Annotated in this window: 23 protein-coding genes, 1 tRNA gene and 1 pseudogene; 13 read left to right on the top strand and 12 right to left on the bottom strand. The window is 72.9% G+C overall.

Annotation, left to right across the window (positions count from 1 at the left end; translation table 11 throughout):
- Positions 1-9 precede the first annotated feature (9 nt).
- From ACGFI2_RS03625 to ACGFI2_RS03595, 7 genes are all read left to right on the top strand, one after another.
- Positions 10-723: a uracil-DNA glycosylase gene (locus tag ACGFI2_RS03625; RefSeq protein WP_393510089.1), complete on the top strand. Its 714-nt coding sequence runs from the start codon at positions 10-12 to the stop codon at positions 721-723.
- 20 nt (positions 724-743) lie between these two features.
- Positions 744-1481, top strand: coding sequence for a DUF4129 domain-containing protein (locus tag ACGFI2_RS03620; RefSeq protein WP_393509966.1), 738 nt, complete (start codon positions 744-746; stop codon positions 1479-1481).
- Positions 1478-2059 (top strand): hypothetical protein, encoded by a 582-nt coding sequence (locus tag ACGFI2_RS03615; protein WP_393509963.1) that lies wholly within the window; start codon positions 1478-1480, stop codon positions 2057-2059. The genes ACGFI2_RS03620 and ACGFI2_RS03615 overlap by 4 nt, the downstream gene beginning before the upstream one ends.
- Positions 2059-3057: an AAA family ATPase gene (locus ACGFI2_RS03610; RefSeq protein WP_393509961.1), complete on the top strand. Its 999-nt coding sequence runs from the start codon at positions 2059-2061 to the stop codon at positions 3055-3057. Before ACGFI2_RS03615 ends, ACGFI2_RS03610 begins: the two co-directional genes overlap by 1 nt.
- Positions 3057-4421 (top strand): DUF58 domain-containing protein, encoded by a 1365-nt coding sequence (locus ACGFI2_RS03605; protein ID WP_393509958.1) that lies wholly within the window; start codon positions 3057-3059, stop codon positions 4419-4421. The genes ACGFI2_RS03610 and ACGFI2_RS03605 overlap by 1 nt, the downstream gene beginning before the upstream one ends.
- Complete coding sequence (locus tag ACGFI2_RS03600) at positions 4418-4978, top strand: hypothetical protein (RefSeq protein WP_393509956.1); 561 nt, start codon at positions 4418-4420, stop codon at positions 4976-4978. Before ACGFI2_RS03605 ends, ACGFI2_RS03600 begins: the two co-directional genes overlap by 4 nt.
- Before the next feature lie 102 nt (positions 4979-5080).
- Positions 5081-6415 (top strand): NAD(P)/FAD-dependent oxidoreductase, encoded by a 1335-nt coding sequence (locus ACGFI2_RS03595; RefSeq protein ID WP_393509953.1) that lies wholly within the window; start codon positions 5081-5083, stop codon positions 6413-6415.
- A 13-nt stretch (positions 6416-6428) separates the two neighbouring features.
- Here the strand turns inward: ACGFI2_RS03595 and ACGFI2_RS03590 are convergent, their stop codons facing one another.
- Positions 6429-8258: a hypothetical protein gene (locus ACGFI2_RS03590; protein WP_393509950.1), complete on the bottom strand. Its 1830-nt coding sequence runs from the start codon at positions 8256-8258 to the stop codon at positions 6429-6431.
- A 102-nt stretch (positions 8259-8360) separates the two neighbouring features.
- Between ACGFI2_RS03590 and ACGFI2_RS03585 the strand changes: the two genes are divergently transcribed.
- The 3 genes from ACGFI2_RS03585 to ACGFI2_RS03575 all read left to right on the top strand — a co-directional run bounded on the left by ACGFI2_RS03585 (position 8361) and on the right by ACGFI2_RS03575 (position 9782).
- Positions 8361-8441 (top strand) — tRNA-Leu (locus ACGFI2_RS03585).
- Positions 8442-8551: 110 nt separating this feature from the next.
- The gene (locus ACGFI2_RS03580) at positions 8552-9385 is read left to right on the top strand and encodes a Bax inhibitor-1/YccA family protein (protein ID WP_393509947.1); all 834 of its coding nucleotides are present in this window, start codon (positions 8552-8554) and stop codon (positions 9383-9385) included.
- Positions 9386-9461: 76 nt separating this feature from the next.
- Positions 9462-9782: a hypothetical protein gene (locus ACGFI2_RS03575; protein ID WP_393509944.1), complete on the top strand. Its 321-nt coding sequence runs from the start codon at positions 9462-9464 to the stop codon at positions 9780-9782.
- A gap of 166 nt (positions 9783-9948) precedes the next feature.
- On the opposite strand, the gene ACGFI2_RS03570 is transcribed toward ACGFI2_RS03575, so the two are convergent.
- The 4 genes and pseudogenes from ACGFI2_RS03570 to ACGFI2_RS03555 all read right to left on the bottom strand — a co-directional run bounded on the left by ACGFI2_RS03570 (position 9949) and on the right by ACGFI2_RS03555 (position 14678).
- Positions 9949-11424, bottom strand: a complete 1476-nt coding sequence (locus ACGFI2_RS03570; RefSeq protein WP_393509941.1) for a CHAD domain-containing protein — start codon at positions 11422-11424, stop codon at positions 9949-9951.
- 40 nt (positions 11425-11464) lie between these two features.
- Positions 11465-12727 (bottom strand): acetyl-CoA C-acetyltransferase, encoded by a 1263-nt coding sequence (locus ACGFI2_RS03565; protein ID WP_393509938.1) that lies wholly within the window; start codon positions 12725-12727, stop codon positions 11465-11467.
- 57 nt (positions 12728-12784) lie between these two features.
- Positions 12785-13597: an SGNH/GDSL hydrolase family protein gene (locus ACGFI2_RS03560; RefSeq protein ID WP_393509935.1), complete on the bottom strand. Its 813-nt coding sequence runs from the start codon at positions 13595-13597 to the stop codon at positions 12785-12787.
- Positions 13594-14678 (bottom strand): annotated as a pseudogene (locus tag ACGFI2_RS03555) (SGNH/GDSL hydrolase family protein). Before ACGFI2_RS03555 ends, ACGFI2_RS03560 begins: the two are co-directional and overlap by 4 nt.
- Positions 14679-14818: 140 nt before the next feature.
- Between ACGFI2_RS03555 and ACGFI2_RS03550 the strand changes: the two are divergent.
- Together ACGFI2_RS03550 and ACGFI2_RS03545 are read left to right on the top strand one after the other, a co-directional pair.
- Positions 14819-15175, top strand: coding sequence for a YkvA family protein (locus ACGFI2_RS03550; RefSeq protein ID WP_393509932.1), 357 nt, complete (start codon positions 14819-14821; stop codon positions 15173-15175).
- Positions 15176-15251: 76 nt separating this feature from the next.
- Positions 15252-16622 (top strand): cystathionine beta-synthase, encoded by a 1371-nt coding sequence (locus ACGFI2_RS03545; RefSeq protein ID WP_393509929.1) that lies wholly within the window; start codon positions 15252-15254, stop codon positions 16620-16622.
- An 82-nt stretch (positions 16623-16704) separates the two neighbouring features.
- On the opposite strand, the gene ACGFI2_RS03540 is transcribed toward ACGFI2_RS03545, so the two are convergent.
- The 5 genes from ACGFI2_RS03540 to ACGFI2_RS03520 all read right to left on the bottom strand — a co-directional run bounded on the left by ACGFI2_RS03540 (position 16705) and on the right by ACGFI2_RS03520 (position 23339).
- A complete protein-coding gene (locus ACGFI2_RS03540) occupies positions 16705-17214 on the bottom strand; it encodes a GNAT family N-acetyltransferase (protein WP_393509926.1) in 510 nt (169 codons plus the stop codon).
- A complete protein-coding gene (locus ACGFI2_RS03535) occupies positions 17214-18140 on the bottom strand; it encodes a ribonuclease Z (RefSeq protein ID WP_393509923.1) in 927 nt (308 codons plus the stop codon). Before ACGFI2_RS03535 ends, ACGFI2_RS03540 begins: the two co-directional genes overlap by 1 nt.
- Positions 18141-18523: 383 nt before the next feature.
- Entirely contained in the window at positions 18524-19708 is a 1185-nt protein-coding gene (locus tag ACGFI2_RS03530; RefSeq protein ID WP_393509920.1) for an osmoprotectant NAGGN system M42 family peptidase, read from the bottom strand.
- Positions 19705-21546, bottom strand: coding sequence for an N-acetylglutaminylglutamine synthetase (gene ngg, locus ACGFI2_RS03525; RefSeq protein ID WP_393509917.1), 1842 nt, complete (start codon positions 21544-21546; stop codon positions 19705-19707). Before ngg ends, ACGFI2_RS03530 begins: the two co-directional genes overlap by 4 nt.
- A complete protein-coding gene (locus tag ACGFI2_RS03520; RefSeq protein WP_393509914.1) occupies positions 21543-23339 on the bottom strand; it encodes an N-acetylglutaminylglutamine amidotransferase in 1797 nt (598 codons plus the stop codon). Before ACGFI2_RS03520 ends, ngg begins: the two co-directional genes overlap by 4 nt.
- Positions 23340-23969: 630 nt before the next feature.
- On the opposite strand from ACGFI2_RS03520, the gene ACGFI2_RS03515 reads away from it, so the two are divergent.
- On the top strand, positions 23970-24932 hold the full coding sequence (locus tag ACGFI2_RS03515) for a radical SAM protein (RefSeq protein WP_393509911.1): 963 nt from the start codon (positions 23970-23972) through the stop codon (positions 24930-24932).
- Between the two features lie 9 nt (positions 24933-24941).
- Here the strand turns inward: ACGFI2_RS03515 and ACGFI2_RS03510 are convergent, their stop codons facing one another.
- Entirely contained in the window at positions 24942-25226 is a 285-nt protein-coding gene (locus tag ACGFI2_RS03510) for a hypothetical protein (RefSeq protein ID WP_393509909.1), read from the bottom strand.
- A 169-nt stretch (positions 25227-25395) separates the two neighbouring features.
- Positions 25396-25989 (bottom strand): hypothetical protein, encoded by a 594-nt coding sequence (locus tag ACGFI2_RS03505; RefSeq protein WP_393509906.1) that lies wholly within the window; start codon positions 25987-25989, stop codon positions 25396-25398.
- Positions 25990-26030: the final 41 nt, after the last annotated feature.

Genomic DNA, 26030 nt, shown 5'->3' with positions numbered 1-26030 from the left:
CCGGCGGAGGTGGTCGCCCGCGCGGCGCGGGCGACCGACCTGGCCGACCTCGACGGCGCGGTCAGCGACTGCTTCGCGTGCCCGCGCCTGGTCGCCTGGCGGGAGGAGGTGGCCCGGGTCAAGCGGGCCGCGTTCCGCGACCAGCACTACTGGGGACGGCCGGTGCCGGGCCTCGGCCCGCCGGACGCGCGGATCGCGATCCTCGGCCTGGCGCCGGCCGCGCACGGCGGCAACCGCACCGGCCGGATCTTCACCGGGGACCGCTCCGGCGACGTGCTCTTCGCCGCGTTGCACCGGGCCGGGCTGGCCAACCAGCCCACCAGCGTCGCCGCCGACGACGGCCTCACGCTGCGGGACACCCGGATCTTCGCCGCCGTGCGCTGTGCGCCGCCGGACAACAAACCCACCCCGGCCGAGCGGGACACCTGCGCGCCGTGGGTGCACCGCGAGGTCGAACTGGTACGCCCCACGCTGCGCGTGGTGGTCGCGCTGGGCGCGTTCGCCTGGGCCGCGTGGTGGCCGGTGCTACGGCAGGTGTACGGACAGCGCCCGCCCACACCGCGACCGGTGTTCGGTCATGGGGCACACTGGTCCGGCGAGTCCGTGCCGGCGTTGCTCGGCTGCTATCACGTCAGCCAGCAGAACACCTTCACCGGCCGGCTCACGCCCTCGATGCTGGACGACGTGTTCACCCGGGCGAAACAGCTGGCCGGGGTGGACTGAGCAACACCTGAGGCGGTGGGATGGTTTTCGGCGTACTGCGCAGGTGGTGGCCGGTCGTAGCGGTGGCGGCGCTGCTCGCGGTCGCCGCGCTCGCCGCCGGTCACTCCGCCATCGGGGCCAGCCGGATCCCACCCGCGGCGGACACCATCCCGTACGTGCCGGACTATCCGTCCGAGGCGCCGCCCTCGATCCCGGCCGAACCACGGGGGGCCGCCGAGTCCACTTCGGGTGGTGTGCCCGACTGGCTGGCCACCGCCGCCGTGGCGCTGCTCTTCGCGGTCGTGCTGGGCGCCGTCGGCTACGTGATGTTCAACGTGGTACGCGGCGCGCTGCGCCGGACCACCCGCGCGGTGCCCGCCCGGCGCACCCGGCGTACCGCCGAGGGCACCGCCCGCGAGGTGGTGGCCGCCCTGGACGCCGGGCTGGAGGAGCTGGACGACCGCGCCACCGACCCGCGGACCGCGGTGATCGCCTGCTGGGTCCGGCTGGAGGAGGCCGCGGAGGACGCCGGTGTCCCTCGGCAGACCGGTGACACCCCCACCGACCTGGTCGGTCGACTGCTGCGCGGCGACCCCGAGGCCGGCATCCCGGCGATCGCCAGCGCCGACGTGCTGGACGGGTTCGCGCACGTCTACCGGGAGGCCCGCTACGCCACCCGGGACGTCGACGAACGCACCCGCGACCAGGCCCGGGCGGCGCTGCGCCGGCTGCGCGGCGAGCTGACCAGCGTGGCGGCGGGGGAGGCCAACCCCACATGAGCACCAGCATCGACGATCTGCTCACCTCCGGCGAGGAGCCCACCGGCGGAGCCGAACGGCCGTCCGGCGGTCGGGCCCGGGCGCTGCTGCGTACCGTGCTGGTCACCGCCGCCGTCGTGGCGGTGATCCTGGTCGGCCTGCGCGCCGTCGGCCTGCGGGTGCCGATCTGGATCATCGTGGCGGGCGTGCTCGCCGTGCTCGCCGTACGCCGGGTCACCGCCGCGCTCTCGCCCCCGCCGCCGCCCCGCGCCGGCGCCCGGGCCCCCGCCGGGGAGGAGCCCGGCACCTGGAACTGGTCCGCGCGGGACGCGCTGCGGACCGCGATCAACGGCTGGGAACGGCCGCTCGACTGGTGCGCCGACAACCGGGAGCGGTTCACCTCGCGGGTGCTGCCCCGCCTGGGCGAGCTGGCCGACGAGCGGCTGCGCCAGCGGCACGGCGTGACCCGCGAGTCCGACCCGGCGCGCGCCCGCGCCCTGCTGGGCGAGCCGCTCTGGACGTTCCTCGGCACCCCCGTCCGCCGCCCTCCGACGCCGCGCGACCTCGCGGCGATCGTCGCCGAACTGGAGAAACTCTGATGAACGACGTGGACCGGAGCATGCCCCCCGCCGAGGTGGGCCGGCTCGCCCGGGCCGTCCTGGACGCGGTCGGCACCGTCGTGGTCGGCAAGCGGGAGGCGCTGGAACTCGTGCTGGCCGGCATCCTCGCCGGCGGTCACGTGCTGCTGGAGGACCTGCCCGGCCTGGGCAAGACGCTCACCGCGCGCTGCTTCGCGCAGGCGCTCGGGCTGGACTTCCGCCGGCTCCAGTTCACCCCGGACCTGTTGCCCGCCGACGTCACCGGCTCCTTCCTCTACGACCAGAGCAGCGGCGACTTCTCCTTCCGCGCCGGCCCGCTCTTCACCAACCTGCTGCTCGCCGACGAGATCAACCGGACGCCGCCGAAGACCCAGTCGGCGTTGCTGGAGGCGATGCAGGAGAAGCAGGTCTCGGTGGAGGGCGTGACCTACCGGCTGGACGAGCCGTTCCACGTGCTGGCCACCGCCAACCCGATCGAGTACGAGGGCACCTACCCGCTGCCCGAGGCGCAGCTCGACCGGTTCCTGCTGCGCGTCTCCTTCGGCTATCCCGACCACGACGAGGAGTGGGAGGTGCTGCGCCGGCGCATCGCCCGCCGCCGTGAGGAGGCCGAGATCAAGCCGGTGGTGGACGCCGGCACGGTGCGCGCCATGCAGGCCGCGCTGGAGGACGTGGTCGTCGAGGACTCGATCGGCCGCTACATCGTGGCGCTCACCGCGGCCACCCGGGAACACCCGTCCGTGCTGGTCGGCGCGTCGCCGCGCGGTTCGCTGGCGCTGCTGCTGCTGTCCCGGGTGCGGGCGGTGCTCGCCAACCGGGACTACGTGGTGCCGGAGGACGTGAAGGCGGTGGCGGCGCCCGCGCTGGCGCACCGGGTCACCCTGCGGCCGGAGATGTGGCTGCGCCGGGTGGACCCGTCGTTCGTGGTCGGCGAGGTGCTCGAGTCGACGCCCGCGCCGGCCAGCGGCGCGCTGCCCAGCTACGCCGCCGGGCGCTGATGGACGCGCGGGCCGAGCCGGCGGGCGGCTGGACGCCCACCTGGGCGCTCGGCCGGGCCGTGCTGCTCACCGGCGTGCTGGTCGTCGCGGCCGTGCTGCTCGGCCGGATCGATCTGGTGGTGCTGGCCACGCCGTTCGCGCTGGGCACCGCGTACGGGCTGCGCCGCCGCCCGGCCGCGCAGCCCGAGCTGGAGTTGAGCGTCACCGACACCCACCTGGTCGAGGGGTCGCCGATGGCCGCCGCGGTGGCGGTGGCCAACCCGGACCAGATCGGGTACGACCTGGCGGTGGTGCGGACCCGGATGTCGCACTGGCTGCGGGTGGAGCAGGTCGGTTTCGGCGGCGCCGGGCTGGACGTGAGCCGCTCCGGCGGCGCGGACCGGCCGTTCGTCACCTCGGTGCCCCCGGGCGCCGCCGTCGACCTGGAGCTGACCGGCACCGCGTTGCGCTGGGGCCGGCACCCGTTCGGCCCGGCCGGCGTCCGGGTCGCCGCCGCCGACGGGCTGCTGGTGTCCCGGGCCGTGATCACCGATTCGATCCGGGCCCGGGTCTACCCGCGCACCGAGCCGTTCGACGCGGTCGAGGCGATGCCCCGGGCCGCCGGGCTGGTCGGCGGCCACCGGTCGCGGCGCCCGGGGGAGGGCGGCGAGCTGGCCGGGGTACGCGTCTTCGCGCCCGGGGACCGGCTGCGCCGGATCGACTGGCGGGTGTCGTTGCGGGCCCGCCAACTGCACGTCGCGGCCACCCTCTCCGACCGGGACGCCGAGGTCGTGGTGCTGCTGGACGTGCTGGCCGAGGCGGGCCGCTCCGGCGGCGTACGCGGGCCGGCGTCCGTGCTCGACACCACGGTCCGGGCCGCCGCCGCGATCGCCGAGCACTACCTGCACCGGGGTGACCGGGTGGCGCTGCTGGAGTACGGTCCGGCCGCCCGACGGCTGCGCCCGGCCACCGGTCGCCGCCAGTACCTCACCGTGCTGGAGTGGCTGCTGGACGTGCACGCCGACGCCTCCCCGCACGAGCCGTACGACCAGGTGTTCGGCCCGCAGGTGCTCTCCTCGGACGCGCTGGTGGTGGTGCTCACCCCGTTGCTGGACGAGCGTTCGGCGCAGATGTTGGCCCGGCTGGCCCGCGGTGGGCGGTTCGTGGTGGCGGTGGACACGCTGCCGGCCGAGCTGCCGGTGCCGAAGGACCGGGGTTGGGCCGAGGTGGCGTACCGGCTGTGGCGGCTGGACCGGGACACGATGATCGGCCAGCTCCGGGAGCACGGGGTGCCGGTGGTGCGCTGGGACGGCGCGGGCAGCCTGGACGAGGTGCTGCGGGACGTGTCCCGCCTGGCCACGGCGCCCAGGGTGGGGGCCCGATGAACGCCGTGGTCGAGCGGGTTCGGGGGCTGCGGTTCCGGGCCGCGCGGGTCAGCGCGCTGCCGCTGCTGGTGCGCGGCGGCATCTTCCTGGTCGTGCTGGCCGGCCTGCTGCTCGCGTACCCGGTGCAGTTCCTGGCCCCGCGGGCGCTGCTGGCCCTGACGGTGGTCGCGGTGCTGCCGGCGGTCGGGCCGCGCCGGATCTGGCCGACCTTCGCCGCGCTGGTGACGGTCGCCGGCTGGCTGCTGGCCACGCTCGGCTACGACCGGCCGCCGGCGCTGTGGCGGCTGCTCGCCGTGGCCACGCTGCTCTACCTGGCGCACACGCTCTGCGCGCTCGCCGCGCTGCTGCCGTACGACGGGCTGATCGACCCGGACCTGGTGCTGCGGTGGCTGGCCCGCGCCGGCGGGGTGGTGCTGGCCAGCGCCGTGCTCGGCATCGTGCTGGCCTGGCTCGGCGGGATCGGCGGCACCGACGGTTCGCAGGCGGCGACCGTGGTAGGGCTGTTGGTCGCGGTGGGCCTGAGCGCGCTCCTCGGGTGGCTGCTGCGTCGCAGATGACGGGACGTGGCGGGGCGTTGCGCAGGTCACACGGGTTGTGCTCCGTCACAGAAGGGGGTCTCGCGCGGTATTACCGGAGCCGCCCGGGGAAAGATGGACGATGTGAATCCGAAACGGATCCTTGTCGTGGGTGCCGGGCACGTCGGCCTGTACGCCGCTCTGCGCCTGTCCAAGAAGCTGAACTCCCGTGAGGCCGAGGTGGTCGTCGTCGACCCGCAGCCGCACATGACGTACCAGCCGTTCCTCCCGGAGGCTGCGGCCGGCAACATCTCCCCCCGGCACGCTGTGGTGCCGCTGCGGCGGGAGTTGCGGAAGTGCACCGTGGTGGCCGGCACGGTCACCCGGATCGAACACGGGCGGAAGACCGCCGTGGTGCAGCCGATCAGCGGCCCGGCCCGGGAGATCCCGTACGACCACGTGGTGGTCGCCCCCGGCTCGGTCTCCCGCACCCTGCCGATCCCCGGCCTGCACGAGAACGGCATCGGGTTCAAGACCATCGGCGAGGCCATCTTCCTGCGCAACCACGTGCTGGACCGGCTCGACGTGGCGGCCGCCACGACCGACCCGGAGGTCCGAAGCCGCGCGCTGACGTTCACCTTCGTCGGTGGTGGCTACGCCGGCATCGAGGCGCTCGCGGAGATGGAGGACATGGCCCACGACGCGCTTCGCTACTACCCCGAGCTGAAGCCGGAGGAGATGCGCTGGGTGCTGGTCGAGGCGACCCAGCGGGTGCTGCCCGAGGTCGACCGGGACATGGGCGCCTACACCGTGCAGCAGCTGATGAAGCGGAACATGGACATCCGGTTGGACACCCGGCTGGAGTCCTGCGTCGACGGGGTGGTGAAGCTCTCCGACGGCGACAGCTTCCCCTCCGACACCATCGTCTGGACCGCCGGCGTGAAGCCGTCGCCGATGCTGGACGCGACCGACCTCCCGCGCGACGAGCGGCGCCGGGTCACCTGCCGGCCGACGTTGCAGGTCGTGGACGGCGACCGGGTGGTCGAGGGCGCCTGGAGCGCCGGTGACTGCGCGGCCGTGCCGGACCTGACCAAGGAGCCGGGCAACTTCTGCTCGCCGAGCGCCCAGCACGCGGTGCGGCAGGCGGCCCGGATGGCCGACAACATCGTCAACGTGGTCCGCGGGCGTGAGCCGGTCGACTACAAGCACAAGCACGCGGGCAGCGTGGCCAGCCTCGGCCTGCACAAGGGCGTGGCGCAGGTCTACGGCATCAAGATGACCGGCTGGCCGGCGTGGTTCATGCACCGGACGTACCACATGTCGCGGATCCCCTCGTTCAACCGCAAGGTCCGGGTGGTGGTCGACTGGTCGCTGGCGTTCTTCCTCAAGCGTGAGGTGGTCGCCCTGGGCCAGCTGCACGACCCGCGTGAGGAGTTCTCCGAGGCATCCGCCCCGCCGGTCGGCGCGACGCGCGTCTGAGCCCTGCCCGGGGTCAGAAGCGCCAGGTCCACGCGTCGGCGATCCGGGTTCCCGGCCCGAAGAGCGCCTCCAGGGTGCGTCGCAGCGGTTGCGCGTGCGGGGCGTCGTCGGTCAGCGCGACGCAGGACGCGCCCCAGGCGTCGACGTCCCGGGCGGCCTGGCGGCGCTGCCGGTCGCCGACCGCCGGCGCCACACCCCGCCGGGCCACGTCGGCGAGCAGGACCGAGGTGGGGCGCTGCCAGGTGCCCATGGTGGCCGAGCCGGCGCGGCCGTACGGGCCGATGAAGAAGCCCTCCGGCATGCCGAACTCGACCCCGGTGGCGGTGGCCCAGCGCATCGGTCCGGGCTGCTGCGGGGTGGCCGTGGGCACCGGCACCAGCACCCCGCCTGGGCGTACGCACTGCCGCCATTGACCACCGGTGACGAAGTCGGGCAGCGGTGGCCGGTCGATGGTGGGCAGCGGCGTGGGGAAGACGCTGAGCAGTGCGGCGCCGACCGTGAACGGCACCAGCCGGCGGGCCGGACCCGGCTCGCGCAGCGCCCGGTGCACGGCGAGCGTGAGCACGGTGCCCACCAGCGGCAGCACCGCCAGGGCGAAGCGGGTCGGCAGCGCGCCGTCCACCACCGGCAGGCCGTCCAGCAGCGCGTACGGGCCGGGTACGCCGGTGCGCTCCCCGCCGGCCACGACCTCGGGGCCGAGCGCGAGCGCGGCCATGACGAGCGCCCCGGCCACGGTGGCGAGCACCAGCGGACGTCGCCCCGACCGGACCGCGCAGCCGGCCGCCACCAGCAGCAGCGGCCAGCCCAGGAACGTGGTGAACTCGGCCGGGCCGGTGGTCAGCCGGACCGAGTCCGGGCTGCCGAACACCGTCAGCGCGGAGAGCCGAACCCAGCCGGCCAGGTCGGCGGAGAAGTAGGCCGCCGGGAACATCCCGTCCGCGACGCCCTGCGGCCCGGCGAACTGGACCCAGAGCGGGTACGCCAGCACCAGCAGCGCCAGCCCGGCGGCACCGAGCAGCCCGCCGGCGAAGCCGGGCAGCGCCCGGCGGGCCAGGTCGCGTTCGGCCAGCCCGTACCCGACGGCCATCACCGCCAGGGTGAGCGCGGTGAGGAAGAGCACCTCCTCGCCGACGAAGACGCCGACGGTGACGGTGGCGGCCAGCCCGACCGCCGAGGATGCCATCCGGCGGCGGTCCGGGCCGGCCGCCCGGCCGGCCGGGTCGGCCGCGCGCAGCAGCCGGACCACCAGCCAGACCAGCGCCGGGACCAGCCACTGCGCGGTCATGTGCAGGTGGCCGTTGCTCTGCGAGACCATGCCCGGCCCGAAGCCGCAGAGCGCCGCGCCGAGTCCGGCGGCCAGCCGGTGGGCGCGCAGCGTCCGGGTGAACAGCAGGTACCAGGCGACCGCGGTGCCGGCCAGGTTGCCGGCGACCAGCAGGGCGAACGTGACCGGGGCCCCGAACGTCAGGGTGACCGGCGCGAGCAGCACACCGAGCGCGAGGACCGAGGTGTTGGCCATCAGGTTGACCCCGTCGGGCGCGTTGAGCCGGTCGGTGACCAGGCCGAGTTCGCCGCGCAACGCCCGTGCGTCGAGCGCCAGGAACCACTCGTAGAGCGTCTGGTCGGCGGGGTTGAGGGCGAGCATCCTGGTGCCCGGCGTCGGCCACAGCCCGCGGGTGAGCCAGCCGGCGAACGCCACGAACAGCAACCCGACCAGCAGGTCCGCGCGGTGCCGGCGGACGGCGGCCCACAGCCGGGCCGCCCGCGCGGTGGCGACCACCGGCGCGGGGCGGACCGCCTGGTCACGGTCGGGCCCGGGGTCCGCGCGGGCGGCGCTGGTCACGGCCTCGACCCTATCGGCCGCACCCGACGGGGTACGCCGGAGCGCGGCGCAGCCGCTACGGTGAGATCTGCACCGCCGCGTGTCGACGCGCCGGTGTCACCCGCCCGGGTGGTGGAACGGCAGACACGGCCGCCTTAAAAGCGGCTGCCGAAAGGCGTGCGGGTTCGACCCCCGCCCCGGGCACCTGAACTCTCAGCTTTCCCACAGCTTCGCGCCGCACGCGGTCTGTTCGCCCCGTCTACCCTGGAGACGCACGTCTACGTGCGAACGACCCCCTGAGGGAGGCCTGAGAAGTGAAGTCCACGAACCCGGTGCTCGCCCGGCTCGGCCAGGCGGCCGAGCGTGAGCGGGCGACCGGGTACGCCCAGCCCGGGCCGTACGGTCAGCCCGGATACCCCCAGCAGTACCCGCCGCAGCAGCCCTACCCGGGCGCTTACGGCCAGCCGGCGGCCCCGCCCGCGGTGACCCCGATGACCATCGACGACGTGGTCGTCAAGACGGTCCTCATGCTCGGCCTGCTCGGCGTCTCGGCCGCGGCGGCCTGGGTGCTCGTGCCGGACTCCCTGGTCGGCGTCGCCTGGATCGGCGCCGCGGTGGTCGGCCTGGCGCTCGGCCTGATCATCTCGTTCTCCCGGATGGCCAACCCGGCGCTCGTGGTGGCGTACTCGATCGTCGAGGGCGTCTTCGTCGGCATGGTCAGCAAGGCGTTCGAGTCGCTCTACGACGGCATCGTGCTCCAGGCGGTGGCCGCCAGCTTCGGCGTCTTCTTCCTGATGGCGATGATCTACAAGGCGCGGATCATCCGGGCCACCCCGAAGTTCGCCCGGATCATGGTGGCGATCATCGCCGGCCTGTTCGGCGTCATGCTGGTCAACCTGGTGCTGTCGCTGTTCGGCGTGAACACGCACCTGCGCGACGGCAGCCCGCTCGCGATCGGCTTCAGCCTGGTCTGCATCGTGGTGGCGTCGCTGAGCTTCGTGCTCAACTTCGCGCAGATCGAGGAGGGGGTCCGGATGGGGCTCCCGCAGCGCTACGCCTGGACGGCCGCGTTCGGCATCGTGGTCGGCCTGGTCTGGCTCTACCTGGAGATCCTGCGGCTGCTCAGCTACTTCCAGGGCGACGACTGACCCGCTCCGCCGCCGACGCCCGCCTGCCGCATCCGCGGCGGCGGGCGTCGCCGTTTCCCCCGTAGACTCGGCGGTGATGAGCGCAGCGGAACTGGACCGGGCGGTGACCCTGCTGGTGCGGCAGGTCGGGCACTGGCAGCAGCCACGCTGGTCCGCGCCGGCCGAGGGAAGCAACGTGTCCCGGGCGGACCTGGTGCACAAGCTGGTTCAGGAGATCGCCAACCTGGCCGCCGACGTGGCCGGTGAGCCGCGCCGGGAGGTGCCCCGGCTCCCCAGCGACCTGGCGCTGCCCGACCAGCTCCGGGTGGTCGCCGCCGACCTGACCCTGGCCGCCCCGCCGGAGCCCGTGCTGGCCGGCGTCGTCGAGGCGGTGACCCGCACCCGCTCCGCCCTCTGACCACGGCTCTCGACCAGACGCCCGTCCCTGCGGTGCCCGCTTCCGTGGTGCCCGCTCCGATGCCCGCTCCGCGGTCGCGGTTCCGGCGGCCTGCGTGTCGGGGCATCCCTCAGCGGCGTCGCGGTCGCCGGTGCTGGCGAGGGAGAAGCCGACGACGGTCGGGCGGTCAGCGCCTCAGCCAGCGGCGTACCTTGCGGCGCCGGGCCCGGTCCCGCGCCCGGATGACCGCCGGCAGGTCGTGACCGGCGGCCTCGGCCTGGCGGGCGTGCAGCACGCCGTAGGTGAACGCGTTCTCGCCCTCGGCGTACGCCTGGAGGGCCTGCCGGCGCAGCACCTCCCGGGTCACCACCGAGTCCTGGTGGGTGCCGAGCAGGTCCTGGAGCGTCTTGAGTCGCTTGACCAGCCGGGCGGCCGGCCGGCCCACGGCCGGTTCGCGGACCTCGACCGCGTACCGGGCCGCCTTGTACTTCTTGCGCGCCTCGTGCAGCGCGACGTCCCCGGCCGGCCCGCCGACGGCGAGCGCCGCGTCCAGCCGGTCGTCGGCCCGGCGCACCGCACGCCGGATCCGGCGGTCCACCCAGCGGCGGTCGACCTCTCCGGTCGGGGCGTCGACCAGCCGGTCCAGGCGGATCAACAGGTCGGGGTAGCGGTCGGCGTCCAGGGCCGCCCGCAGCGCGGCCGTCGACCGGGCCAGGTCGGCGGCGAATCGCTCGCCGAGCCGCGCGGGGACCGGGCCGAGCACCAGCTCGGCCGGGAGTTCATGCACCGCCGTGTCGAGCCGGGCGGCCATCACCTGGATGTCGCGTACCCGGCCCAGTTCGCCGCCGAGCCACCGCAGCTCGGCGCGGACCGCCTCGCTCTCCCGCCGGTCCCACAGGCCGCGGAACGTGCGCAGGGTGGCCCGCAGTCGGCGGAGCGCGACGCGCATGTCGTGGACCGCGTCCTCGTTTCCCTGGTACGCCGCGGCGTGGTTGCCGACGATCGCGTCCCGCTGCTCCCGGGCGTACCCGACGGCCGGCCCGGCCGGCGGGCCGTCGTCGAATCCGGCCAGGCGCTCCGCGACCGCGCGGTGGGACTTGCTGACCGGCACCTCCCGGGCGCCGGCCCCGGCCAGCCGGTCGGTCACCGCGTCGAGCAGCTCCTCGTCGCCGTCGACCAGCTCGACCTCGACCTCGTGCCAGGTCCGCGCGGCGCCGTCGACCAGGTCCTCGGAGCGCACGTCGTCCTCGGCTACCTCGGCCAGCACCCGGCCGTCCGCGTCCAGCAGTCGCCGCTCCCGGCGGTGGTTGACGATCCGGGCCGCCGGGGCCACGGGCCGGCCCCGGGACGCGCCGCGGATCAACGCGACCAGCTCCGGCGGTGGACCGGCCTCGGCGGCCCCGGCCGGGAACTGGTGCTCGACCCGGGCCCCGCCGACCGCGCCCACCTTCAGGTGCCAGCCCGCGTCGTGCCCGCCGGTACGCCGCCGCAACGCGTGCCCGCTCCGCAGCAGGCGTAGGTCCTCGGTGTCCCAGTAGACGGCGTCGAGATCCGAGGCGGTGGCGTCGGACATGGTCACGACGCCACCGCACCCGGTCAGGTCGGGCAGCCGGAAACCCTCGTCGCCGGCGTACTTGCGCTCGCGTTCCACGACGGTCCCCATGCCGCTGCCGATACCCGGTTCCCCGGGGGGTGAATCGACCTCAGCTGAGCCGTTCGAGCACCATGGCCATGCCCTGGCCGCCGCCGACGCACATGGTCTCCAGACCGATGGTCCGGTCGTGCCACTCCAGCGCGTTGAGCAGGGTGCCGGTGATCCGGGCGCCGGTCATGCCGAACGGGTGGCCGACCGCGATCGCGCCGCCCATCACGTTCAGCTTCTCCTCCGGGATGCCGAGCTGCCGGTACGAGGGGATCACCTGGGCGGCGAACGCCTCGTTGATCTCCACCAGGTCGACGTCGTCGATGGTCATGCCGGCCCGCTTCAGCGCCTGCTTCGACGCCTCGACCGGGCCCAGGCCCATGATCTCCGGGGAGAGCGCGGTGACGCCGGTGGAGACGATCCGGGCCAGCGGGGTGAGCCCCAGCTCGGAAGCCCGTTCCGCGCTCATGATCACCACGGCCGCGGCGCCGTCGTTCAACGGGCAGCAGTTGCCGGCGGTGATCCGGCCGTCCGGACGGAACACCGGCTTGAGCCCGGACACCGCCTCCAGGGTCACCCCGGGACGCGGGCCGTCATCGGTGCCGACCACCGTGCCGTCCGGCGTGGTGACCGGGGTGATCTCGCGGGCCCAGAAGCCGTCCGCGATCGCCTTCTCGGCCAGGTTCTGGCTGCGGACGCCGAACGCGTCCATGTCCTCGCGGGTGACGTCGTGCACCTGGGCCAGGTTCTCCGCGGTCTGACCCATGGCGAGGTAGACGTCCGGCAGCTCGCCGGACTCCCGCGGGTCGGTCCACACCTCGGCGCCGGCCTGCGCGCGGGCCTTCGACCGTTCGCGCGCCTCGGCGAAGCGCGGGTTCTCCCAGCCGCCGCCGACCAGCGCCTGCGCCTCCGGCGGCAGGGTGTCCGAGTTACCCCGGGCGTACCGGGAGACCATCTCCACGCCGGCGGAGACGAACACGTCGCCCTCGCCGGCCCGGATCGCGTGCATCGCCATCCGGGTGGTCTGCAGCGAGGAGGCGCAGTAGCGGGTCAGCGTGGCGCCGGGCAGCCCGTCCAGGCCCAGCAGGGTGGCGACCACCCGGGCCATGTTGAAGCCCTGCTCGCCACCGGGCAGGCCGCACCCGAGGTAGAGGTCGTCGATGGTGGTCGGATCGAGCGCCGGGACCTTGTCGAGGGCGGCCTGGACGATGGTGGCGGCGAGGTCGTCCGGGCGTACCTCGCGCAGGGAACCCTTGAACGCGCGGCCGATGGGGGACCGGGCGGTGGCGACGATGACGGCGTCGCGGGGCGACTCAATCGGCATGAACCAACGTTAACCCGCGGGTAACATCCCGTGAAGTCACGCGCCGGGCGGGAAATGTCACCCCGCCGGCGGCCGGCGGTGGTGCCGGAACGCGACCGCGGCGGCCGCCTCGACCGCCGGGAGCAGGGCGTGCGCCCAGACCCGGTAGCCGTCGGCGGACGGGTGGAAACCGTCATGGCAGAGCGTGCCGGCGTCGGCCCGGAACACCGGGCCGGTCTCGGTGCCCAGGTCGACCACGGTGCCCCCGGCGTCGAGCACGGCCACCGTCTGGGCCCGCGCCATCCGCCGCCCGGACCAGCCGAGCACCTGGCGCAGCGGGGCGGCGACCGCGCGTACCGCGCCGAGGTCGGGACAGGTGCCCACGACGACCTCGACATGGGCTTCACGCAGCCGGCGGATCGCCGAGCCGAGATAGGCCGCCGCGTCGGCCGGCCGGCTCAGCGCGGTGGCGTCGTTCGCCCCGATCAGGATCACCGCCACGTCGGGCCGCTCGCCGAGCAGCGCCCGGGCCACCTGGGTGGCCAAATCGGTGGCGCGGGACCCGGAGACGCCGACGCTGGACAGGTGCACCCGCCGGCCGGTCGGCCCCTCGGCGAGCAGGTGGGCGAGCTGTCCGCCGATGGTCTCCTCGAAGCGGTCCACGCCCACCCCGAGCGCCGACGAGTCGCCGAGCAGCACCAGCCGCAGCGGCGGCGCGTCGGCCCGGCCGACCGTGGCCCGCAGCACGAGCCCCAGCTCGGGCTGCGCGTACTCGCGGCTGCGGGCGGCGATGGCCTGGCCGGCGAGGACCGCCGCGCCACCCACCGTGCCGGCCAGCAGCGACAGGGCCGCGGCCCGGCCCCACCGCGCCGCCTCGTGCTGCCCGCTCATGCCATCACCTCCCGGTGTCCGACGCTGCGCTCGCTCATGCCGTTCCCTCCAGCGTGGCCGAGTCGGCGGCGGTGCCGGTCGGGGGCACCGCGCCGACGCCGAAGAAGGCCCGCCGGCGCAGCTGGGCCCACCGTCCGCCGGGCCCGCGGTCGCGCCCCCGGAGCTGGGCGCCGCTGACCTCCGTGCCGGCGTGCCGGGCCGCCGCGTGGGCGGCCTCCGGGAGCGACCGTACGCCTTCCAGCCCGGCGAGCGAAGGCCCGCGTTCGGGCACCGCCCCCAGCGCGGAGAGCACGGTGGGCAGCAGCGCCGCGGCGGCCATGGCGTAACCCTCCCCGGAGGGGTGGAAACGGTCCCAGGCGAACATCCGGCCCGGCTCGGCGGCGAACCGCGGCCCCAGCAGGTCGCCCAGGGAGACCGTCCGGCCGCCCGCCTCCACCACGGCCACCGTCTGGGCGGCGGCCAACTGGCGGCTCCAGCGCCGGGCCAGCCACCGCAGCGGCGGCTGGATCGGCCGGATCGTGCCCAGGTCGGGGCAGGTGCCGACGACCACCTCGCAGCCGGCGGCGCGCAGCGTGCGGACCGCGTCGACCAGATAGCGCACGGCCACCGCCGGCGGGGTGCGGTTGGTGACGTCGTTGCCGCCCACCAGCACCACGGCGACGTCCGGCGTGACCTCCAACGCGGACTCGACCTGCGGCTTCAGACCGGCCGACAGGGCGCCCACCACGGCGAACCGGTGCAGCCGGACCGGCCGGTGCAGTCGCCGGGACAGCCCGGTGGCCAGCAGCGAGCCGGGCGTCTCGCGGCGCCGATGCACGCCGTAGCCGGCGGCCGAGGAGTCACCCAGGATGACCACGGTGACCGGCGGGCCGGGGAACCGCGCGCCGTAGACGCCGTCGCAGCGGGGCGGCGGCGCCTCGGCCATCGGGATGGTGCGGCGGGCCTGCCGGGCCTGGCCGAGCAGCACCCCGCCGGTGGCGGCCGTGGCCGCCACCGTGGCGCCCGTGCCGATCGCCGCGAGGCGGGCGATCCGCCAGGCGCGCTGCCGGCGGGCCGGCGCGACGGAACCAGCGTCCCCCATGAGCCGACAGTATCGCGCCGGTACGACCCCCGCCCGCCGTGATCGGGTGGCTGGGCGACGGCCGTTCTGGGTACCTGTGGGGATGCGGACGCGGGCTTGCCCCGGTGGCGCACCCTGGTCGGGCGGAGAAGGGCGGAATCATGGGGAAGACGTTGAAGCGAAGCGCCGCGTTCGCCGCGCTGGCCCGGGCACTGGCGGCCGGGGCACGCAGCGGGCCGTCGCTCGGCGCCCGGTTGGCCGCGCTGCCCCGGATGATCCGGGCCACCGGCCGCGGGGAGTACGACGGCGGGCTGCGACTGGCGCTCATGGCCGGGGCGGCGGCGTACGTCGTCTCCCCGATCGACCTGCTGCCGGAGATCCCGCTGGCGATCTTCGGACTGGCCGACGACGCGGTCATGGTCACCTGGCTGGCCGGCAGCGTGCTCGCCGAGACCGAACGGTTCCTGGAGTGGGAGGCACGCCGCAGCTCCGTCATCCCGGGGCATGTGGCGCCCTGACGGCACGTACGCTGGGCGGCGATACCGGCTGACCGGCCGCCGGAGGTGCCGGCGGCGCGACGAAGGGCACAACGAGGTGCAGTACTACGACAACGTCGTCGAGCTGATCGGCAACACCCCGCTGGTCCGCCTGCGCAACGTCACCGAGGGCATCCAGGCGACCGTGCTGGCGAAGGTGGAATACGTCAACCCCGGCGGCTCGGTCAAGGACCGGATCGCGCTGCGGATGGTGGAGGACGCCGAGAAGGCGGGCATCCTCGGCCCGGGCGGCACGATCGTGGAGCCGACCAGCGGCAACACCGGCGTCGGCCTGGCCCTGGTGGCCCAGCTCAGGGGCTACCGCTGCGTCTTCGTCTGCCCGGACAAGGTCAGCCAGGACAAGCAGGACGTGCTGCGGGCGTACGGCGCCGAGGTGGTGGTCTGCCCGACCGCCGTCGCGCCCGAGGACCCGCGCTCCTACTACAACGTCTCCGACCGGCTGGCCCGGGAGATCCCCGGCGCGTGGAAGCCCGACCAGTACAGCAACCCGGCCAACCCGCGCTCGCACTACGAGACCACCGGCCCGGAGCTGTGGCGGCAGACCGAGGGGAAGATCACCCACTTCGTCACCGGCGTCGGCACCGGCGGCACCATCTCCGGCATCGGCCGCTACCTCAAGGAGGCGTCCGAGGGTCGGGTCAAGGTCGTCGGCGCGGACCCGGAGGGCTCGGTCTACTCCGGCGGCACCGGCCGGCCCTACCTGGTCGAGGGCGTCGGTGAGGACTTCTGGCCGGAGACGTACGACCGCTCGATCGCCGACGAGATCGTCGAGGTGTCGGACAAGCAGTCCTTCGAGATGACCCGCCGGCTGGCCCGCGAGGAAGGGCTGCTGGTCGGCGGCTCCTGCGGCATGGCCGTGGTGGGCGCGCTGGAGGTGGCCCGCAAGGCCGGGCCGGACGACGTGGTCGTGGTGCTGCTGCCGGACGGCGGCCGGGGCTACCTGTCGAAGATCTTCAACGACCGGTGGATGGCCCGGTACGGCTTCCTCGACGACTCGGGCACCGAGCCGACCGTGGCGGACGCGCTCGCCGGCAAGCCGGGCGGCCTGCCCGAGCTGGTGCACGTCCACCCGACCGAGACGGTCCGCGACGCCATCGACTACATGCGCGAGTACGGCGTCTCCCAGCTCCCGGTGCTCAAGGCCGAGCCGCCGGTGGTGACCGGCGAGGTGGCCGGCTCGATCGCCGAGCGGGACCTGCTCGACGCGCTCTTCACCGGCCAGGCCCACCTGCACGACACGATCGAGCGGCACATGGGCGAGCCGCTGCCGATGATCGGTGGTGGGCAGCCGGTCAGCGAGGCGGTCGGGCTGCTGGGGAAGGCCGACGCGGCGCTCGTGCTGGTCGACGGCAAGCCGAAGGGCGTGCTCACCCGCCAGGACCTGCTGGCCCACCTCGGCGCCCACTGACGTGTAAGGCGGGCCCCTTCTCAACGCCTGGCGGATAGGAAGGGGCCCGCCTATACCGAATGCGTTAACAGGGGGCGCCTCCTCACACCTCACGGGCGTAGCGGAGCTGGGGAACGAGGGCGGAGCCGATGCGGTCGGTGCGGCGCAGGCCGGTGGGCCGCCAGCCGCCGCGCTCGTAGAAGCGGCGCGCGGAGGCGTTGTCGTGCAGCACCCAGAGCGCGGCCCGGGTCCAGCCCCGGGCCCGCATCGCGTCCAACGCATCGACCATGAGCGCCCGCCCGGTGCCCCGGCCCCGCTCGTCCGGGTCCAGGTGGATGGCGTTGAGCAGGCCGGTCGCCGGGTCACCCTCGTCGTCCGGGCCCAGGTAGCTGAAGCCCACCAGCCGCCCGTCCCGCTCGACCACGGTCATCCGGTGGTCGGCGCCCTCCCAGGTGAGCCGTTCCACCCAGTAGTGGCCCATCGCCTCGGGGGTGGGGTCGGCCAGGGACTCCGGCGGCAGGAACGACGCGTACGCCGCCACCCGGGAACGCTGGTGCAGGGCGCCGACCGCCATCAGGTCGGCCTCGGTCGCGGGGCGTAGGGAGACGGTCACTAGGGCGACGGTACCCGTCGCGGCGGGACCGCCACCGTCTCCAGGTCCTCGGCGATCACCAACTCCCCGGCGAAGTGTTCCCGGGCCTCGTCGTGGAACCGGCGCGGGTCGGCGTACCGCTGGGAGAAGTGGGTGAGCACGAGGGTGCGTACCCCCGACTCGGCCGCCACCCGCGCGGCCTGGCCCGCGGTGAGGTGACCGACCTCGGCGGCGAGCGCGGCCTCCGACGCCAGGAACGTCGACTCGATGACGAGCAGGTCGGCGTGCTCGGCCAGCGCGTACACCCCGTCGCAGAGCCCGGTGTCCATGACGAACGCGAACCGCTGCCCCGGCCGGGTGACGCTCACCTCGTCCCGGGTGACGCGGCGCCCGTCGAGGTCCAGGTGGCCCTCGCGGAGCAGTCGCCCCACCGCCGGACCGGCGATGCCGTACGCGGACAGCCGCTCCGGGAGCAGCCGGCAGCCGTCCGGCTCGACCAGGCGGTAGCCGTAGGTCTCGACGGGGTGCCGCAGCCGGCGGGCCTCCAGCGTGCCGATGCCCAGCACGATCCGCTGCCCGTCGGCGTCGATCGGCTGGACGGCCAGTTCGGCGGTCTCGTGGAAGCTCGACGCGTGGCGCAGCCGGGCGAAGTAGTCGGCGCCGCCGGCGGGGAAGTGCACGGCCACCGGGCGTGGCACCCGGTCCAGGGAGAGCCGCTGGATCATGCCGGGCAGCCCGAGGCAGTGGTCGCCGTGGAAGTGGGTGACGCAGATCCGGGTCAGGTCGGTGGCGGTGACCCCGGTGTGCAGCATCTGGCGCTGGCTGCCCTCGCCCGGATCGAAGAGGATCACCTCGTCGTCCCAGCGCAGCAGGTACCCGTTGTGGTTGCGCCGGCGGGTCGGGGCCTGGCTGGCCGTACCCAGGACCATCAGCTCACGCATGGACACCGCATCCTCCGCTGGCTGGACGTCCGTTCCGGCTTCGCCGGCTGGACGCCCGTTCCGGCTTCGCCGGCTGGACGCCCGTTCCGGCTTCGCCGGACATGAAGCGACCCCCGGGGCTTCCGCGCTCGCGCGCGGGCCGGCTGGACTGGGCCGGCACCCCGGGGGTCGGGTGGCTGTCGTGGTTTCGCCGCACCGCTGCCACACGGTCTCGACGATCGTGCTGTGCCCGCCTCGCGGCGGACGATGTTCACTGTCGAGGACAGCGGCTAGCGGACAGCCACCTCACGAGTCCGATTGCTATACAAGTCTGGACCACCTCCTTTCCCGTGTACCGCCACGCTATCCACTTCCCGGCGGCCGCGGCAACGGATTTCGATCACAGACGTTCACTCCACGCCGATCGGACCCTCGCGGGGCCCGTCCTCGTGCGCGGGCTGCACCGCCAGCGACGGGAAGTCGGCCAGGTCGCCTTCCGGCTCGGCGTCCCACTCGGGGAATACCAGCGGGCTCTGCAGATAGAGGCAGAGCAGCTGGGTGAGCTGGTGCAGGCCGTCCAGGTGGGTCCGCTCGTGGCCGTGGGTGGCGTCCACGCCGAAGCCGAGCAGCGCCACCCGGGCGTGCGCCCCGGCCTCGACCGCCGACGCCGCGTCCGAGCGGTAGTAGTCGAACACGTCCCGGACCAGGTCGACGCCGTGCTCGTCGGCGATCGAGGCCAGGTTCCGGGTCAGGTGGTAGTCGAACGGGCCGACGCCGTCGCCCATGGCCAGGGTGGCGGCGTTCTCCCGGGACTGCTGGCCGGGCGCGACCACCGCCGCGTCCACCGAGACGATCTCCGCCACGTCCGGGTCCAGCCCGTGGCTGGCGCCGTGGCCGATCTCCTCGGTGACGGTGACCAGCAGGTGCGCGGTGACCGCCGGGGTGACGCGTGCGTCGACCATGGCCTTGAACGCGGTCAGCACGGCGGCGACGCCGGCCTTGTCGTCCAGGTGTCGGGACTTGACGTACCCGCTGGGGGTGACGGACGGGTTGGGCAGCAGCGCGACGAAGTCGCCGACGTCGATACCGAGCGCCCGCAGGCCGGCCTCGTCGGTCACCGGTTCGTCGACCCGGACCTCGACCAGCTCCCAGCCGACGCCCTGCAGGTCGACCGCCTCGTTGTAGCGGTGCCCGCTCGCCTTCAGCGGCAGCACCTGGCCGGTGACCAACCGGTCCAGGTCGTCGGTGAAGATCCGCACGTGGGCGCCCTCGGCGAAGCGGGCGCTGTGCGTGCCGATCGGGTTGATCTCCAGCCGGCCGTTCTCCTTGAGCCGCTTCACCATGCCGCCGATGGTGTCGGTGTGCACCACGACGGCCCGGTCCGCACCGGTCGACCGGGGCCCGGGCAGGCTGGCGCTCAGCGCCCCGCGCCGGGTCAGCGTGGAGCTGATCCCGAGCGCGGAGAGCCGTTCGCCCACGTACTGCTGGATGTGGTCGGTACGCCCGGACGGGCTGGGGATCTCCAGCAGTTCCACCAGCACCTGGCGCAGGTATTCGAGGTCGAGCTTGAGCGGTTCGGGTTTCCGTGCGGTCATGCCCCTGAGCCTGCCGCACCGGCCGGCGACCAGAGTCGCTGCGGTGCCCGCGTGCCCGGGAAGAGCAGGTCGACGAACCGTTCGACGGTCGGCTGCGGCTCGTGGTTGGCCAGGCCCGGCCGTTCGTTGGCCTCGATGAAGACGTGTTCCGGCGCGTCCGGGGCGGGCACCAGCAGGTCCAGCCCGGTGACCGGGACGTCCAGCGTCCGGCTCGCCGTCACGCACGCCTCGGCGATCGCCGGGTGCAGCTCGGCGGTCACGTCGTGGATGGTCCCGCCGGTGTGCAGGTTCGCCGTCCGCCGGACCGCCAGCACCTGCCCCTCCGGGAGCACGTCGTGCATCCGGAAGCCGGCCTCGGCTACCACCTCGCGGGTCATGTCGTCGATCGGGATCCGGGACTCGCCGCCGGTGGCGGCGGCGCGGCGGCGGCTCTGCCGGTCGATCAGCTCGGTGACGTCGTGCACCCCGTCGCCGGTGATCTGCGCCGGCCGGCGGACCGCGGCGGCCACCACCTCGTGGTCGATCACCACCACCCGCAGGTCCTCGCCCGCGCGCAGCTCCTCGATCAGCACGTCCGGGCAGAAGCGCCGGGCCAGCTCGACCGCGGCGGCCAGCGCCTCCGGCGTCCGCACGCCGACGGTGATCCCGTTGCCCTGCTCGCCGCGCGCCGGCTTGACCACCACCGGGCCCACGTCGGCCAGGAACGCCAGGTCGTCGGCGTCGCCGGTGGCGGTGCGCCCGCGCGGCACGGACAACCCCGCCTCGGCGAGGATGCGCCGGGTGACCCGCTTGTCGTCGCAACGGCTCATCGCCACCGCCGAGGTCAGCTCGGACAGCGACTCGCGGGTGTGGATGGTCCGGCCGCCGCTGGTCAGCTTCAGCTCACCCCAGTGCGGGTCGGTCACCGCCACCCGGATCCCGCGCCGCATCGCCTCGTCCGCGACGATCTTCGCGTACGGGTTGAGCTCGTCGTACCCCTCGGGCATGGCGGGCAGGAAGAGGCGTTCGTTGATCGGGTTCTTCCGCTTCACGCAGAGCGTGCCGGTGCGGTGGAAGCCGAGTCGCTCGTAGAGCCGGATCGCGCCCGAGTTCTCGGCCAGCACGGACAGGTCCACGTACGCCCGACCGCGCGCGTCGAGCCGGTCGGCGAGCGCGGTGAGCAGCGCCTGACCGGTGCCGGGCGGCGCGGTGTTGAAGTCCACCGTGAGGCACCAGAGGCTGGCGCCGCCCTCCGGGTCGTCGAAGACCGCGACGTGGTCCACGCCGGTGATGGTGCCGACCACCTCGCCTGTCACGTCCTCGGCGACCAGGTGCAGGAACCGGTCGGTGCCGGCGTTGTCCACCAGCACCTCGACCGGGGCGGTGACCATGCCGTTGCGGGCGTAGATCCGGTTCACCGCGTCCGCGTCGTCGGCGTCGCGCAGCGCCCGGATGGTCAACCCGGGGACCTCGCCGCCCTCGGTGGCGGCCGGCCGGCGCTCACCCAGCGGCAGCCGGTAGGTCAGCGACGGGTCGATGAACAGCTCGTCCGGCAGCCGGGAGACAAGCACGTGCGGATCGCGCAGGTAGATGCAGATGTCCCGGGCGCCGTTCGCCTCGGAGCGCAGCACGTCGGCCACGTGCACCTGGTCGGCGAAGGTCTGGCCGAAGACCAGCCGGCCCCAGCCGCAGTCCAGCACCACGCCGGAGGCGTCGGTGGCGGCGGCGGTGGACGGCAGGCCCGACTCCGGCGTGCCCGGTGCGACCGGGTCACCCCCCGGACCGGTGCGTTCCCGGCGCCGGCCCAGCACCCGTTCCCGGTCGGTACGTGCCGTGCCGGTGGCGAGGGTGTCGGTCACGGTGAGTCGATTCCGTGGCTCTGGAGCCACATTTCCAGGAGTCCCAGTTGCCACAGCTTGTTTCCGTTCAACGGGGTCAGTTCGGCATTCGGGTCGGCGAGCAGCGCGTCGACGTAGTCGGCGCGGAACAGGTCACGACGGCGCGCCTCCGGGGCGCTCAGCGCGTCGCGTACCCGGTCGAGGAGCTTGCCCTCCAGGTGGGTGAGGCCGGGCACCGGGAAGTAGCCCTTGGGCCGGTCGATGACCTCGTGCGGCAGCACCCGCCGGCCGATCTCCTTGAGCACGCCCTTGCCGCCCTGGGCCAGCTTCAGCTCGGGCGGGCAGCTCGCGGCCAGTTCGACGAACTCGTGGTCGAGGAACGGCACCCGGGCCTCCAGCCCGTGCGCCATGGTCATGTTGTCGACCCGCTTCACCGGGTCGTCGGTCAGCATGACCTGGGTGTCGATCCGCAGGCCGGCGTCGACCGCGGTGTGCGCGCCGGGCCGACCCAGGTGCGCGGCCACGAACTCGCGCGCCGGGTCGCCGTCGGCCAGCCAGTCGGGGTTGAGCACCCGGGCCAGCCCGGCCGCGTCGCGGTCGAAGAACGCCTTCGCGTACGTCTCGAGCGCCTGCTCCCGGTCCACCCCGGCCAGCGGCGGGTACCAGTGGTAGCCGCCCAGGATCTCGTCCGCGCCCTGGCCGGACTGGACCACCTTCACGTGCCGGGCGACCTCCTGGCTGAGCAGCCAGAACGCCACGCAGTCGTGGCTGACCATGGGTTCGCTCATGGCCGCGACGGCGGCCTCCAGCGGCGGCAGCAAATCGCCGGTGGGCACCCGGATCTGGTGGTGGTCGGTGCCGAACGTCTTCGCCACCAGGTCGGAGTAGACGAACTCGTCGCCCTCCCGGCCGCCCACCGCGTCGAAGCCGATGGAGAACGTGGCCAGGCCGGAGCGGCCCTGCCCCTCGCCGGCCAGCAGCGCGACCACCAGGCTGGAGTCGAGGCCGCCGGAGAGCAGCACACCCACCGGCACGTCGGCCACCATCCGCCGGCGCACGGCGGTGGTCAGCGAGTCGAGCAGCGCGTCCTGCCAGTCCCGCTCGGACCAGCCGGCCCGCTCGTCGGCCCGGCCGAACGAGGGGTCCCAGTAGACCCGCTCCCGGGTGGTGCCGTCCGCCTCGTACACCTTGACCGTGGCCGGCGGCAGCTTGGTGACGCCGCGCAGGATGGTCCGCGGCGGCGGCACGATGCTGTGGAAGCTCAGGTAGTGGGCGAGCGCCACCCGGTCGATGGTGGTGTCGACGCCGCCGCCGGCCAGCAGCGCCGGCAGGGTTGAGGCGAAGCGCACCACACCGGGGCTCTCGGCCAGGTAGAGCGGCTTGATGCCGAGGCGGTCCCGGGCCAGCACCAGGCGGCCGGTGTCCCGCTCGCTGATCGCCACCGCGAACATGCCGATCAGGTGGTCGACGAAGTCGAGCCCCCACTCGGCGTACGCCTTGACCACGACCTCGCTGTCGCCGGCGGAGAAGAAGCGGTGGCCCTTGGCCTGCAGCTCGGCGCGCAGCTCCCGGTAGTTGTAGATGCAGCCGTTGAAGACTCCGGTGAGGCCCGCGGCGGCATCGACGATCGGTTGGCCGCTGGCGGCGGACAGGTCGATGATCTTCAGGCGCCGGTGTCCCAGCGCGGTCGGGCCCTGCGACCAGACGCCACTGTCGTCGGGCCCTCGGTCACTCATCGTGGCCGCCATCCGCTCCACCGCCGAGACGTCGGCGCGTGAACCGTCACGGCGGAACTCTCCCGCAAGTCCGCACATGCGAGCCAATGCTGCCAGAGCTTGTTGCAGTTCGCCTGTTGGGACGATGACGAACGTGTGACACCTTGCTACAGTGCGCCGTCACCGACGGTGGTCGTCCGTCACGCCTCCGGTTCCGGCCCGCCCGGTGGCGGATGCCCGAAATGTACCGGGCCCACGGTGTGACGAACACCGCAGGCCCGGTTCTCCGCCCGGCCTAGCTTCCGGTACGGGCCCCACCGACCGGGCAGCTCAGCCCCGTTGGGGACGAGCCTTCAGACATGTGACCCAAAGCCTGGATCCGAGGCGGCACCGTCGTTCACGTCCTGTCCCGGCTCGTCAGCCGCGCCGGAACGTGCACTTCGGCGGCAGTGGCGAAGGCTCCGGGACGGACTTGGACCGCCCTGTCCCTGCGCCATGACAGCGCGTGTTCAGGTAGTGAGTCACCTCTTGGCCCTGATCACGGTGTACGCGATACTGACAAAGCCGCAGTTTAGGAGCGTTGATGCCGAATCGTCGATGGTCCAAGCAGGGACAACAAGTAGCGGAGGCGGTTGCAGAGAACACTGCAAGCGCCTCCAGCGGCAATTAACTGACGACAGGAATTTGTCGACCCTTGCCCGATGGCGGTCTTTAGCCGACGCCCGCCGAATGACGTCTTCCTTCTCGGCAACTCTCGACAACTGCACTGCTGACGCTGCCTGCCGTGTCGGCGATCGAATGGGCGTACCCTCAATCTGGCTTGAATTGGTTGAGGATTGCAATCTGAACTGCGTATTCTGCTACAACCCTTGGCGGCCCCAACACTCATCTCTGCGCACTCAAGCCACTATCAGTGCGGCCATGTTGCGGACAGTGATATCAACAATTACCGCCAAGTTCGGTCCGGCCCAGGTAACGCTCTCCGGTGGAGAACCACTCATGTATCCCGGATTGAGTGAACTGACTGGTCATCTTTCAGCGCTCGGACATCAGATAGGAATGACCAGTAACGGCCGCAGCGCAACACGCCGACGGATCGCCGAACTGAAGCACCGAGGATTGTCCCATATGAGCATACCGGTGCATTCGGCACATGGCCGCGTCCACAACGAGTTGGCCGGGGCTCCGTCGTGGTCAGGGGCAATTCGCGCGCTTTCGCTTGGGCTCGAATTGGGTATTTCTGTAACGATGAGTTGTGTGCTGACACGTCGGAACATCGCCGGTGTGGGTGGCGTCGCCGAGATCGCTGCGCAGCTCGGGATCAAGCGATTCGTTCTGAACTCTTTTCACGTGACAGGCCAAGGGCTGGCGCGGGCTGATCTTTCTATAACCGCCGACGAGTTCGAGGACGCTAAACACATGGCCAGGGCCGCGCTGCCAGTGTCGACCGACTTGGTGGTCGGGGCCCCGCCGGATTCTAAGCGTGGTACACGCACTGCCATCGATAGACTCGTCGTCTCGCCGTACGGTGACATTAAACTCTGCGCGCAATCGACTCGTGGCGTTGTGAATGTCCTGAGCGACGGTATGGAGCAGCTTGAGAAACTGCTGGACGGGATCAGCAACGGGAGTGGACAAGTTTACATTGATCGCGTTGATAACTGCAGCTGCTTCAGTCCTTCATCGCCGTGATACGGTTCCTCACTCGCGAAAATTTATGTCTCCTCTTATCTCCCTCGCCTGCACCACGTCTCCGGTTACATCACCGCCGATAGTATTGCCTTGCTCCGAGGTGGCGCCTTCTGTTCCGTGGTTGGCCTTGCCGGCTTGAAGTAGATTTGCCGTTAAGGCGGACAACGCGGTAATGACGACTACTCCGCTCCAAGCCCACCATGAATTTTTCAAGTCCGTCGCAATATTGATCAACACCGCCAATGCGGAGGAAACTACTGCGACGCCGAAGGCTGCTGCCAGGGTCATCCTCATGAGCGAAGCATGGGTGTGGTCAGCGCACCTGTCAACCAAATCCGGTGTCTTATTGGCAGATCTAGATGCCGCAGCCCTCTGCCAACCGGTCACATCAGCTTGCTGGTCCGTGGTTGCAGTACCCTCCCGGATTTGGCCCCCAGCGAACAGTGCGGGTGCTCTCACCGGGCTACCCGGTAAAGGTCGGGTCGCTATATCCGATCTGGCGCATCTTCGAGGCCGCGAAGACGACCACGATCTCATCGCCCGGGATGAACACGTCGTCCGGCTTCTGGAACTGCGGCGTGCAGGCCACGAACCACACCGGTCCTCCGTCGAAGTCCAGTCGTAGAGCGGTGGGTACGACCACGTCGTACGGCGGGCTGATCACCTCACCGTTCAACCGCATCGTGGGTCCGATCGTGAACCGGTCCCACGAGACCCTTGCCTCACGCACCGGCTGCTCCAGCAAGGCCTTCCATCGCGAATCGGCTCCCGGCTCGACACGCTGCGTTCCGTCCTCGTCGAGATGGCGGGTGATGGGCTCCAGGAACACTTCCACGCCGTACGGGTAGAAGGTCGCGGTCCAGGTCACGGTCACGGGACCAGCATCGGTCGTCAGCTGCGCGCCCATCACGGCGTGGTGACAGTCGCCGAAGTCCCAATCGGGTTCCGGCCCGACGCCGTGCAGGTCCCAGTAGTCAACGGAGAGCACTCGACGGCGCCGCAGCGAGTTGACCCGGCGGTCGAAGCTGGCACGAACATCGCCGTCATCGTTGGTCACGACCGCAGGATCTCCCGGCGGTACTCGGCACGACAACGCCT

The organism is Micromonospora sp. NPDC049282, from assembly GCF_043197045.1.
Lineage (GTDB): Bacteria > Actinomycetota > Actinomycetes > Mycobacteriales > Micromonosporaceae > Micromonospora.
This window is presented reverse-complemented; position numbering and strand designations above follow the sequence as displayed.

Excerpts from the sequence above, each read along its gene's own strand:
- ACGFI2_RS03620 (WP_393509966.1), top strand. The coding sequence starts at position 744 with ATGGTTTTCGGCGTACTGCGCAGGTGGTGGCCGGTCGTAGCGGTGGCG.
- ACGFI2_RS03615 (WP_393509963.1), top strand. The coding sequence starts at position 1,478 with ATGAGCACCAGCATCGACGATCTGCTCACCTCCGGCGAGGAGCCCACC.
- ACGFI2_RS03610 (WP_393509961.1), top strand. The coding sequence starts at position 2,059 with ATGAACGACGTGGACCGGAGCATGCCCCCCGCCGAGGTGGGCCGGCTC.
- ACGFI2_RS03605 (WP_393509958.1), top strand. The coding sequence starts at position 3,057 with ATGGACGCGCGGGCCGAGCCGGCGGGCGGCTGGACGCCCACCTGGGCG.
- ACGFI2_RS03600 (WP_393509956.1), top strand. The coding sequence starts at position 4,418 with ATGAACGCCGTGGTCGAGCGGGTTCGGGGGCTGCGGTTCCGGGCCGCG.
- ACGFI2_RS03575 (WP_393509944.1), top strand. The coding sequence starts at position 9,462 with ATGAGCGCAGCGGAACTGGACCGGGCGGTGACCCTGCTGGTGCGGCAG.
- ACGFI2_RS03570 (WP_393509941.1), bottom strand. The coding sequence starts at position 11,424 with ATGGGGACCGTCGTGGAACGCGAGCGCAAGTACGCCGGCGACGAGGGT.
- ACGFI2_RS03565 (WP_393509938.1), bottom strand. The coding sequence starts at position 12,727 with ATGCCGATTGAGTCGCCCCGCGACGCCGTCATCGTCGCCACCGCCCGG.
- ACGFI2_RS03560 (WP_393509935.1), bottom strand. The coding sequence starts at position 13,597 with ATGAGCGGGCAGCACGAGGCGGCGCGGTGGGGCCGGGCCGCGGCCCTG.
- ACGFI2_RS03550 (WP_393509932.1), top strand. The coding sequence starts at position 14,819 with ATGGGGAAGACGTTGAAGCGAAGCGCCGCGTTCGCCGCGCTGGCCCGG.
- ACGFI2_RS03530 (WP_393509920.1), bottom strand. The coding sequence starts at position 19,708 with ATGACCGCACGGAAACCCGAACCGCTCAAGCTCGACCTCGAATACCTG.
- ACGFI2_RS03520 (WP_393509914.1), bottom strand. The coding sequence starts at position 23,339 with ATGTGCGGACTTGCGGGAGAGTTCCGCCGTGACGGTTCACGCGCCGAC.
- ACGFI2_RS03515 (WP_393509911.1), top strand. The coding sequence starts at position 23,970 with ATGACGTCTTCCTTCTCGGCAACTCTCGACAACTGCACTGCTGACGCT.
- ACGFI2_RS03510 (WP_393509909.1), bottom strand. The coding sequence starts at position 25,226 with ATGAGGATGACCCTGGCAGCAGCCTTCGGCGTCGCAGTAGTTTCCTCC.